Origin of the sequence: Mycobacterium sp. GA-2829, assembly GCF_001499965.1 — a bacterium.
In the GTDB taxonomy this organism is placed as follows: Bacteria; Actinomycetota; Actinomycetes; order Mycobacteriales; family Mycobacteriaceae; genus Mycobacterium.
Window position 1 is genome coordinate 35,052 of sequence record NZ_LQIT01000042.1, and the last position, 10,672, is coordinate 45,723.

Here is a 10,672-nt window from a genome sequence, read left to right on the forward strand (position 1 = left end):
GAGCCAAGAACAACGGAGTTCGAGATGGAAGACGCCCTACGAGACATGTGGAGTTCGGTGGCGACCTTCGCGCCGAAACTTCTGGCGTTCCTCGTCATCCTCATCATTGGGTGGATCCTGGCGAAACTGATCGCCAAGGCCATCGACAAGATCCTCGAGAAAGTCGGATTCGACCGGGCCGTCGAACGCGGCGGAGTGAAGAAAGCGCTGGCCCGCAGCGATTACGACGCCTCGACCATCGTCAGCAAGATCGTCTACTACGCGCTGCTGCTGGTGGTGCTGCAACTGGCGTTCGGGGTCTTCGGCCCGAACCCGATCAGCGCACTGATCGCCGGCGTGGTCTCGTTCCTGCCGAAACTGCTCGTCGCGGTGATCATCGTGGTGGTCGCGTCGGCCATCGCCGCCGCGGTCCGCGACATCGTCGCCAACGCCCTGAGCGGTCTGTCCTACGGCCGACTGCTGGCCAACATCGCGAGCATCGCGATCCTCGGGTTGGGCGTCATCGCCGCGCTCAACCAGGTCGGCATCGCGCTGACGGTCACACTGCCGGTGCTGATCGCAATCCTCGGGACCGTCGGCGGCATCCTCGTGGTCGGCGTCGGCGGTGGGCTCATCAAACCGATGCAGCAGCGTTGGGAGGACTACCTGACCCGAGCCGAGAACGAAGGCCGCACCGTGCGCGAACACCTCGGCAACCGGGACCGCGAGGACACGACGATGATCCCGGCCGCCCGTCCTTCGTCACCACCGCCGGGATACTCCCAGGGCAGCGCGCAACCCGGGTACACCCAGGGTGCGCCGCAGTATTCGGAGGAACCCCGGTATCCCAGCGGCCCGCAGTATCCGCAGTCCGGTCCGCCGACGGCGCCGTACCCGCCGCCCGGTGGCTCGCCCAATCCGCCGCCCGGCGGTTATGACGATCCGCTCGGAGGCAGGCACTCCGGACCGCAGTACCCGTACGGCGGAGGTCCCGGGGGACAGCGGTAACCGGCCCCTATAGTCGCGGAGGTGATGACCGCTGACGAAGCGCTGCGTGTGCTCACCGAGGAGGCCGAGGCCCTGCTCGACGGCCGGCCCGGTCGTGTGCTCGTCGGGATCGCAGGCCCGCCCGGCACCGGGAAGTCCACGTTCGCCCGCCGCGTCGTCGAGAACCTGGGTCCGGCAGCGGCCTACGTGCCGATGGACGGGTTCCACCTGTCGAGCACGCAGTTGACCCGGTTGGGGCGGCTCGATCGCAAGGGCGCGCCGGACACGTTCGACGTCGACGGGTACCGCGCCACGCTGGCCCGCATCGCCGCCGACCACCGGGTCCGCGACGTCTACATCCCCGACTTCGACCGGGCGCTCGAGGAACCGGTGGCCGCAGGCCGGGTGGTGCCCGCCGACGCCCGGCTGGTGGTCACCGAAGGCAACTACCTCGGTCTGTGGGACGGCGTGCCCGCGCTGCTCGACCGGCTCTACTACCTCGACAGTGCACCCGCGGTCCGCCGGGCGCGACTGATCGCCCGCCATGTCGCCGGTGGGCGCAGTGAGCACGACGCCCGCCGCTGGGTCGAGACGGTCGACGAAGCCAATGCCCGGCTCATCGCCGACACCCGCGACCGATGCGACCGGGTCCTGGAAGTGGATGCGGCGCAACCTGTCTCAGGCGGTGACTGACGGGCGCACCGTGCACGGCACTCCGTTGACCACCTGGGTGTTGCTCGGTACGTCGACGAGATCCGGCGGGTTGAGCAGGTTGACGTTGACGCCGGGATGGCGGTTGGCGAGGTCGAGGCGGGTGCCCGGCACGCCGTGCCCCCACCCGTGTGGCAGCGAGACCACACCGGGCATCATCTCGTCGCTGACCTCCGCGACCACCTCGACCGCACCCTCGCTCGTCGCGACCTCGACCGGTGCACCGCCGCGCACGCCGAGCCGCTGCGCGTCGTCGGGATGGATCAGCAGGGTGCACCGGTCGCGTCCACGCATCAGCGTGGGCACGTTGTGCAGCCAAGAGTTGTTCGACCGCAGGTGGCGGCGGCTGGTCAGCACCAGATCCGGAGCGCGACGGTCGATTCGCTCGAGTAATCGCGGTACGTCGGCGATCAGGTGCTCGTGCGCGAGCTCGACCCGCCCCGACGGTGTGCACACCACCTCGTCGATCCGGCCGCCGGACAGTTCGCCCAGGCGCAGCCCGTCAGGGTGACGACGCGCCGTCTCCAGCGTCAGACCGCCTGGGCGGCGGCCCAGATCGTCACCCCACGGGCCGAGGCGGATGCCGAGATCGACGAGCCGTTCGGGGCCGCGGCCGGTCAGCGCCGCCATCGCCTCGTCGGGAGCCCGGCCGCTGAGCGGGGTGTGCTCCGCGGCGCACATGGTGGCGACCAGCCCCGCCACGTAGAGATCGTCGAGTGCGGCGACGTCCACCTCGGGTACCGGTGTGCCGAACAGCGCACCGCCCAAGCGCAACAACAACTCCCACTCCGCGGGGCGGTCGGGTGCCGGCTCGAACACCGGATCCGACCACTTCACGCACGACGCGAGCGCGTACATCCAGTACAGGTCGTCGGCGTGCGGCCGCTCCAGCGGCGACAGCCCGGGCAGGATGACGTCGGCGTGGCGGGTGGTCTCGTTGAGCCAGCTGTCGACGGCGATCATCGCGTCCAGGCGCGGCAGTGCGACGTCGAGGCGTCCCGCTGCCGGTGCCGAGACCACGGGGTTGCCCGCGACCGTGATCAATGCCCGCAACCGCCCCTCGCCGGGGGTGTCGATCTCCTCGGCCAGGCAGCTGATCGGATACTGTCCCAACACCTCTGGCGTCCCGCGGACCCGGCTGGCGAAGCGGCCGAATTGCCACCCCGGACCCTGCTGGTCCGGTGGTTTGGCGAACATCGGCGACCACACCTCGGGGGTGGGGAACACCGCCCCGCCCAGCCGGTCGAGCGCACCGAGCGCAGTGTTGAGCACGAACACCAGCCAGGTGGCCAGCGTGCCGAATTCCTGTGTGCAGGCGCCTATCCGGCTGTAGAGCACCGGATTGTCGGCCTGTGCGATCTCGGCGGTGAGGCGCCGGATGGTCGCCGGGGCGATGCCGGTGGCGTCGGCGACCCGTTCGGGGGAGAACGGCGCCGCGAGCGCGATGACGTCGTCCAGTCCGTCGACCCGGTTCTCGAGGTGGGCCGGTCGGCGGACCCAGCCCTGTTCGGCGAGGGTGTGCAGCAGCGCGAACAGCAGCAATGCGTCGGTGCCGGGCCGGATCGGCACCCATTCGGTCGCCTTGGCGGCGGTACCGGTCCGCCGGGGGTCGATTACCACGACCCGGCCGCGCTGCGCGACGGCCACGAGCCGCCCGGCGATGTCGGGCGCCGACAGCATCGAACCCTGCGACGCCGACGGGTTGGCACCCAGGATTATCAGGTGGTCGGTGCGGTCGAGGTCGGGGACCGGCGCGTTCCACATACCGCCGAAGAGCAGGGTGCCGACGACGTTGAGTGGCCACTGGTCGACGGTGCCCGGCGAATAGTAGGCCTGCATCCCCGCGGCCTGCGCGAAGCCGATCAGGGCGCCGATATGGGTGCTCAGCCCGAGGTTGTGGGCGACCGGGTTCCCGACGTAGACCGTGAGTGCTTGCGCCCCATGGTCGTTCAGCACGGGCCGCAGCACCCGCTCGGTCTCGGCGAGGGCGTCGTCCCACGAGACCTCGACGTGGTCACCGGTGCGGGTCTTGACCAGTGGCAGCCGTAGCCGGTCCGGGTCGGCGTGGAGGTGGCCCAGCGACACGCCTTTGGGGCAGAGGTGCCCGCGGGACCACACGTCGTCGCGGTTGGCGCGCACGGCGCGTACCCGGGTGCCGTCGGTGTCCACGGTGAGCCCGCACATGGCCTCGCACAGCGGGCAGGTGATCTTGTGTTCTGGCACCGGTCAGCCGTCGGTGTCGGGCAGGATCAGCGACAGCATCGTGTCGAGCCGGTCGGCCATGGTGCGGTAGTCGATCGCGCAGGACTGTACCTGCACGAGCGCACCCCAGAACAGCGTCTCAAGGGCGGCCTGCACCTCCGGCCACGCCCCGGTGCCCAGCGCGGCGGCGATTCGGCGCTGTACCTCGGCGCCGATGCGGTCGCGCGCGACGGCGACGGCCGGTTCGTCGCTGCTGAGCAGCGCCCGGCTGCACGCGGCGGCGAGCGTGGGCTCGTCGGCCATGACCAGGGCAACCGCGCGCAGCTGGCCGCCCACCCGGGCCGCGGGCGGATTGTCGGCGACGATGACCAGCGGCAGCGCCGTCACGCGGTCGAGGTACAGCTCGGCGAGCACGGCGTCGACCGAGGGGAAGTGTGCGGTCACCGCGGCGGGCGCCACCTGCGCCCTGGCCGCCAGCGCCGGCATGGACAGCCGACCGTCCGCGCGTTCGCCCAACAGGGCAGCGGCGGCGCTGAACACCCGGCGGCAGGTCAGTGTCCGGCGACCGTGCGCGTCATGGAGCCGGGTGATGTGGGCCACGCCGCGGCTGGACATGTGTCCAGCGTAGCGGTCGGCCGGGCCGGGCACCGGCTTTCGCCGCACCCGATCAGGGACGCGTGAGCTGCGCGTACCGGCTGAGGTGATGGTCGGTGGAACCGAACTCGTACTGCAGGGCGGTGAGCCGCTTGAAGTAGTGCCCGATCGCGAGTTCCTCGGTCATGCCCATCCCGCCGTGCAGTTGGACGGCGTTCTGCCCGACGAAGCGTGCCGCGCGGCCGATCGTGGCCTTGGCCGCCGACACCGCCCTGGCGCGCACCTCATCGGCGGACTCCAGGTTGAGCACCGCCAGATACGTTGCGGCGACGGATTGTTCGACTTCCATGTGCATGTCGACCATGCGGTGCTGCAGGGCCTGGAAACTGCCGATGGGCGTGCCGAACTGCTGCCGTTGCTTGCAGTACTCGACGGTGTCGGCGAGGACTTTGCGCATCAGGCCGACGGCTTCGGCGCACACCGCGGCCGCCCCTTCGTCGCGGGCCCGGGCCAGCGACGGCCAGACGCGGCCTTCCTCGCCGAGCAGCGCGTCGGCGGGCACGCGCACCCCGTCGAAGGTGAGGTCGGCGGCGCGGCGGTCGTCGATGGTGCGGTAGGGGTGGGTGCGCAACCCGGAGTCGGCCGCGGCGAGGTCGACGAGGAACAGCGAGATCCCGTCTGCGTCGTCGCGGCTTCCCGAGGTGCGGGCGGTGACGAGTAAATGGGTCGCCAGCGGTGCGCCGAGGACGACGATCTTCTCGCCCCGCAGCACCCAGTCGGCGCCGTCCTTCTCGGCGGTGGTGGCGACCTCACGCCAGTTGTCACCGGAGGCGGCCTCGGTCGCGGCGAGCGAGACCACCGCGGTGCCATCGACGATCTTCTCCAACAGCGCCGCCGCGGTGTCGCCGGCCGCACGCTGCAGCAGCCCGCCGGCCACCACCACCGTGTCGACGAACGGTTCGACCACCAGCGCGTGGCCGAGCGCTTCGGCGATCACCATCGCCTCGACCGGTCCGCCGCCGATGCCGCCTGCCTCCTCGGGCAGGGTGGCTCCCAGAATGCCGAGTTCCTCGGCGAAGCCCCGCCAGATCTCCGGCTGCCATCCCGCGCCGGTCTTGGCCGCGGCGCGGCTCTTCTCGAGTTCATAACGGGTCGACAGGAACTTCGTCAGCCCGTCGCGCAGCAGTTCTTGTTCTTTGGTGAGCGAGAAGTCCATCTACAGCCCCAATGCCGCTTTCGCCAGGATGTTGCGCTGAATTTCGTTGCTGCCCGCATAGATCGAGCCGGCACGGTCGTTGAAGTACCGCAACGGCGCGACCGCCTGCCAGGGCTCGCCGCTGACGTAGCCGTCGGCGGGGGGCTCGTACTCGGCGACGGGACCGCCCGGGCAGGTGGCGTGGGGTTGGTAGACCCGGCCCCGCGGACCCGCGGCGGCCATCGCCAGTTCGGTGAGCTCCTGGCTCAGTTCGGTGCCGAGCACCTTGAGCATCGACGACGCCGAGCCAGGGTTCTTACCCGCCGCCACCGTGGCCAGCACGCGGTACTCGAGGATCTCCAGGACGTCGGTGCGGATGCGGGCGTCGGCCAGTCGGTGCGCGAAGCGGGCGTCGTCGATCAGCCGGCCGCCGTCGGGTCCGGGCTGGTCGGCGGCGACGGTGGCGATCTCCTCGGCCAGCACCTGCAGCGCAGGCGCGGATGAGCCACCGCCGCGTTCGAATTCGAGGAGGTACTTGGCGACGGTCCAGCCGTCGTCGATATCGCCGATGACGTTGCGCTTGGGCACCCGCACCTCGTCGAAGAAGACCTGGTTCTGGACCTCCTCCCCGGAGGTCATGACCAGCGGGCGGATCTCGATGCCCGGGGCGGTCATGTCGATCAGCACGAACGTGATGCCCTGCTGTTTCTTCGGCGCGCGGGTGGTGCGCACCAACGCGAACATCCAGTTCGCCTCGCCGGCGTGGGTGGTCCAGATCTTGCTGCCGGTGCACACCAGGTCGTCACCGTCGTCAACGGCCGCCATGGTCAGCGCGGCGAGATCGGAGCCGGCCTCGGGTTCGGAGTAGCCCTGGCAGAAGAACACCTCGCCGGTGAGGATGCGCGGCAGGAAGTAGTCCTTCTGTTCGGGGGTGCCGAATTTGATGATGGCATGCGCGACCATCCGAATCCCCATGGGAGACAACGACGGAGCGCCGGCGAGCGTCGATTCCCGGCTGAAGATGTAGTGCTGCGTGAGCGTCCAGTCGCAGCCGCCGTACTCGACCGGCCACGCCGGCGCCGCCCAACCGCGCTCGTGCAGGATCGCCTGCCACGCCATGCTCGCCTCGTGATCGGCGTACACGCTGGTCATCAACCGTCCGGCCCGCCGGATCTCCGGGGTCAGCTTCTCGTCGAGGAACGCGCGCACCTCGTCACGGAACGCCAGATCGCGCTCCGACCACGTCAAGTCCATGGGTCACCCCCGTCTCCAGTGTGCTTCCACACAGTAAACCTAGTTAGTCAAGTCATGGGTCAGCCCCCTTGCAAACGCACCGAGTCGTGACCAGGTGGGTGATACTTCCCCCATGGAGCGGCGACGGAACGGCCCAGACGATCGAGACCCGATGTCGCTGCTACGGGACATGCCCGCGCTGGTGCTCCTCGAGCGCTTCCCGGTCCCGGTGCTCGCGATCGCCGAGGACGGCGCGATCCTGTTCGCCAACGCGGCCTTCGCCGAGATGGTGGGGTCATCGGCCGAGGAGGTCACCGCGTCGCGCTTCGCGGAGATCTTCCACGACCTGCCCGCCGAGGACTCCGCGGTCATGGTGGTTCGCGCCCACGCCGACCTGATCGTGGGCCTGCGGCACCGCGACGGATCCCTCGTGCGGGCCCGGATGAGCAAATCCGCGCTGGTGCGCGGGGACGACCCGGTGGCACTCGCCACGTTCACCGATCTCACCGAACGGCTGTGGGCGGAGGAACTGTAGGTCCGGCTCAGTCGGGGCGCGGGCGCCGGAGTGTCTCGCGGGTCAGGAACTCGGCGAAGTACTCGCGCGAGTCGTCGGTGACGATGGCGGGCAGCACCAGAGCGAACATGCGGGTGACGCGGTCGCGCAGATCCGTGCCGCCCGATGCGGCATCGGCGAGCAGGCTGCCGCCCACGAACGACCCGACAAAGGTCTCGGCGACCGCGACGACGTCCACGTCGTCGCGCACATCGCCCTCATCGCGGGCGCGCTCGACGTCGGCGGCCATCGCCGCCAGCCAGCCGCTGTAGGTGCCCCGGGCGGACTCGCTGAAACCTGCGAACACCCGCATCAGCATGATCCCGACGCGGGCCACCCGGTCGGTGCGCAGTTGGTCGACCACGACGAAGGTGCCGTGGATGATGCTCTCCAACGCGGGGGAGGACGTCTCGCTGATGGCGTCGAACGTGCTCCGCAGCCGGGCGCTTCCTTCGGCCACGATCTCGGCGGCCAGGGCTTCCTTCGAGTCGAAGTGGTAGTACAAAGCGCCTTTGGTCATCTCGGCGCGTTCGATGATGTCTCCCAGACCCGTTCCGGGATAACCCCGTTCGCTGAACAGGTCGACCGCCGCCTCGATGATCCTGCGGCGGGTCGCTTCCGAACGTGCTTGCCGAATCATGCCGTGTTGCTCACCTCCGGACGAGTGTCGGCGCCCCGCGGCGCCGGCCCCGCGGTCACAGAGTATCGGGGGGCAGCGGTCGCGCCCGCGTGATTGCGGTGGCGCAGTGCCTGCGGACGTACGTGGTCAGATAGCGCAGGCGGTCGGGCACCGCGAGGCCGGGCAGCACCAGGGTCCACGCCCGCCCCAGGTCGCCGAGATAGCCGACAGGGTCGCCGACGTCGTTGGCCTGGCGCACGCCCAGGTAGAGGAACACCAGCACGCGCGCGACGTCGTCGGGGGTGACGTCGGCCGCGGCGTCCCCCTCCTCGACCGCGCGACGGGCGAGCGCCGACAGCGCGTCGCGTGACACGTCGAACGCCCGCCCGCGCAGGCCGTCGGTGCGCCCGACGGCCTCGAGCAGGTTGAGGCCCGCGCGGCCGAGGTGGTTGCCGATGTCGTCGAGTGCGATCGCGAAGGTGGTGTCGACCAGTGTTTCCATACCGGAGCGCTGCAGCGCCGTGGTGTCCTCGACGATCCGCTGGTTCGATATGAGCCACTGGTCGACCACGGCGCTCGCCAGCGCGTACTTCGACCGGAAGTGGTGATACATCGCCCCCTTGGTGACCGCGGCCTCGGCGAGGATGTCGTCGAGGTTCACCAATCCGTAGGGTCTGACCGCGAACTGCCGCGCGGCGGCCTGCAGGATCTGCAGACGCGTCGCGTCGGTTCGCCGGTCGCCCTGCTCGGCCACGCACACCTCGGGATCCAGTAAAGCCGCGTACTGCGCGGTCGCCGGCGGCCGCACCCCGCGACCGCGCTCATACTGTAGGTCATTGCATCGCGTGCGAATGATTCAAAAGGTATGTAATGTCGCCCTCGTGTTGACTGCAAGTATCTCGGGTGTCGGCCGGTCGCATCGGGTGGCCTGCGGCAGGGGATTGCCGTCCGCACTTTCGCCGCGCGGGTTGCAATGGTACCTTCATCCGGTTGCCACGGCCTGTTCTGGCAAACCCCCTCAAATCCCTGTACAGGCCGTGGTGACCCACCTCGCCGCAGCAGCGTCGGCAACACGCCGCGGGTGGGGCAGCGGTTACGCCGGTGTGGCTCCTGGAAACAACGGGCAGAACGGTCAGCGTCCGTTCGAGCGGGACATATCGACTGGCGATCGGGACGACCGGCGCGACGCGCCAGAGCAACGGCGAGGTGTTTAACGCGTATGTGGGATCACGAAGTCGACGTGGTGTGTGTGGGTGGTGTCGTCGGCGCGTTCGCCAGCGCGGTGGTCGCCGCTGACGCCGGAGTGGACGTCCTCGTCGCTGCGACGTCGGCCGCGGACCGTGGCTGGCCCGCCGGTCGTGTCACCGACGAGGAGACGCTCGAGTACTTCGCCGCGCTCACCGACGGGCTCGCCATCGGACCGCAGCGCCAGGGGGAGGTGTCGGTGCGCCCGGTCCGGCCGTTGACCCCCGCCGAGCGGCGCCGGGTCGCGCCCTTCTACGGCGCCCGCCTCAAGAAGTGGACCGAACAGTGCCTGCGTTCGCCGTACGCGCTCATGCACACCCGGGTGTCCGACTGGGACACCACCACCATGCGCACCCTCGAGAACCGTTCGGTACAGGTGAAATCCGTCGGCACGATCGCGCTACCCACCGACGGCGGGGCGGTGCCGATCGCGGCGTGGCTCGACCGCGAGGTGCGCGACCGCGACATCGAGGTGCATCGCGACGTGCGGCTGCAGCGGATCGTCTTCGAAGAGGGCGTCGTCATCGGTGCGGTGCTCGACACCCCCGACGGCGCCTTGGCCGTGGGTTGCCGACACGGCATCACGCTGGCGCCCGGCGTCGCGCATCCGGCGGCGGACGACTACGTCGGCGGCGCCGACGAGGCCGAGGTGGCACTGGTCAGTGAGATCGGCAGTCGGTTCGCCCGCGTCGAACTGCTCGCCGCCGCGCCGCCCGCACCGCCGTCACCGAACTGTGCGAGCAGCAATCGCAAACTGCCCAAGGCGATGCGGGAGTCCCGGCGCGGTCGCGCCGAACTGCGGCGGTCACGCGAAGTGAACGGGCACCCGCCCCACGGCCAGTAGTTGTTCCATCTCCGCGCCGGGCACCGGGCGGGACAGCAGGAAGCCCTGGGCGCGGTGGCAGCCGTGGTGCAACAGGGTCCGCGCACCGACCTCGGTCTCGACTCCCTCGGCCACCAGCTCGAGTCCGAACGCCTCGGCGAGCGCGATGATCGCGCGCACGATCGCCAGATCGCCCGGATTGGACCCGAGGTCCTGGACGAAGCCCTTGTCGATCTTGAGGGTGTCCACCGGTAGCGACTTCAGCAGCGACAACACGCTGTAACCGGTTCCGAAATCGTCGATGGCGACCTGCACACCCGCGTCCTTGAGCCCGGCGAGGGTGACCCGGGTGGTGTCGATGTCCTGGACGACGACGCTCTCGGTGATCTCCAGGCAGACGGATCCGGGTTCGAGGCCGAACTCGGCCATCACCCCGGCGACCGAGTCCACGAAACCCTCGGTCACCAGCTGCACCGGCGACACGTTGACCCGCAGCACGGCCTGCCCGCCCACCCCGCCGGCCCGCTCATG

At 69.9% G+C, this 10,672-nt stretch carries 11 protein-coding genes; 4 read left to right on the plus strand and 7 right to left on the minus strand.

All coding sequences use genetic code 11. The features are described from left to right. Positions 1–24 precede the first annotated feature (24 nt). Together AU194_RS22710 and AU194_RS22715 are read left to right on the plus strand one after the other, a co-directional pair. Positions 25–987, plus strand: coding sequence for a hypothetical protein (locus tag AU194_RS22710; RefSeq protein WP_059091518.1), 963 nt, complete (start codon positions 25–27; stop codon positions 985–987). A 24-nt stretch (positions 988–1,011) separates the two neighbouring features. Continuing rightward, positions 1,012–1,659 carry a nucleoside/nucleotide kinase family protein gene (locus AU194_RS22715; RefSeq protein ID WP_059091519.1) on the plus strand — a complete coding sequence of 216 codons (648 nt, stop codon included), beginning with the start codon at positions 1,012–1,014 and terminating at the stop codon, positions 1,657–1,659. On the opposite strand, the gene AU194_RS22720 is transcribed toward AU194_RS22715, so the two are convergent. The 4 genes from AU194_RS22720 to AU194_RS22735 are packed head-to-tail and all read right to left on the minus strand — an operon-like array spanning position 1,645 to position 6,922. After that, positions 1,645–3,861 carry a molybdopterin-dependent oxidoreductase gene (locus tag AU194_RS22720; RefSeq protein ID WP_059091537.1) on the minus strand — a complete coding sequence of 739 codons (2,217 nt, stop codon included), beginning with the start codon at positions 3,859–3,861 and terminating at the stop codon, positions 1,645–1,647. The two genes, AU194_RS22715 and AU194_RS22720, sit on opposite strands and share 15 nt — an antisense overlap. Positions 3,862–3,903: 42 nt before the next feature. Next, the gene (locus AU194_RS22725) at positions 3,904–4,494 is read right to left on the minus strand and encodes a TetR family transcriptional regulator (protein WP_059091520.1); all 591 of its coding nucleotides are present in this window, start codon (positions 4,492–4,494) and stop codon (positions 3,904–3,906) included. 52 nt (positions 4,495–4,546) lie between these two features. Further along, a complete protein-coding gene (locus AU194_RS22730) occupies positions 4,547–5,689 on the minus strand; it encodes an acyl-CoA dehydrogenase family protein (RefSeq protein ID WP_059091521.1) in 1,143 nt (380 codons plus the stop codon). Then, on the minus strand, positions 5,690–6,922 hold the full coding sequence (locus AU194_RS22735) for an acyl-CoA dehydrogenase family protein (RefSeq protein ID WP_059091522.1): 1,233 nt from the start codon (positions 6,920–6,922) through the stop codon (positions 5,690–5,692). A 112-nt stretch (positions 6,923–7,034) separates the two neighbouring features. On the opposite strand from AU194_RS22735, the gene AU194_RS22740 reads away from it, so the two are divergent. After that, positions 7,035–7,436 carry a PAS domain S-box protein gene (locus tag AU194_RS22740; protein ID WP_059091523.1) on the plus strand — a complete coding sequence of 134 codons (402 nt, stop codon included), beginning with the start codon at positions 7,035–7,037 and terminating at the stop codon, positions 7,434–7,436. Between the two features lie 7 nt (positions 7,437–7,443). Here AU194_RS22740 and AU194_RS22745 read toward each other — a convergent pair whose 3' ends face one another. After that, positions 7,444–8,094 carry a ScbR family autoregulator-binding transcription factor gene (locus AU194_RS22745; RefSeq protein ID WP_059091524.1) on the minus strand — a complete coding sequence of 217 codons (651 nt, stop codon included), beginning with the start codon at positions 8,092–8,094 and terminating at the stop codon, positions 7,444–7,446. A gap of 55 nt (positions 8,095–8,149) precedes the next feature. Next, a complete protein-coding gene (locus AU194_RS22750; RefSeq protein ID WP_231743544.1) occupies positions 8,150–8,881 on the minus strand; it encodes a TetR/AcrR family transcriptional regulator in 732 nt (243 codons plus the stop codon). A 411-nt stretch (positions 8,882–9,292) separates the two neighbouring features. Between AU194_RS22750 and AU194_RS22755 the strand changes: the two genes are divergently transcribed. Then, positions 9,293–10,162 carry a hypothetical protein gene (locus AU194_RS22755; protein ID WP_059091525.1) on the plus strand — a complete coding sequence of 290 codons (870 nt, stop codon included), beginning with the start codon at positions 9,293–9,295 and terminating at the stop codon, positions 10,160–10,162. Here the strand turns inward: AU194_RS22755 and AU194_RS22760 are convergent. Continuing rightward, on the minus strand, positions 10,124–10,672 hold a 549-nt coding region (locus tag AU194_RS22760; protein WP_157576430.1), incomplete at its 5' end, for an EAL domain-containing protein. The two genes, AU194_RS22755 and AU194_RS22760, sit on opposite strands and share 39 nt — an antisense overlap.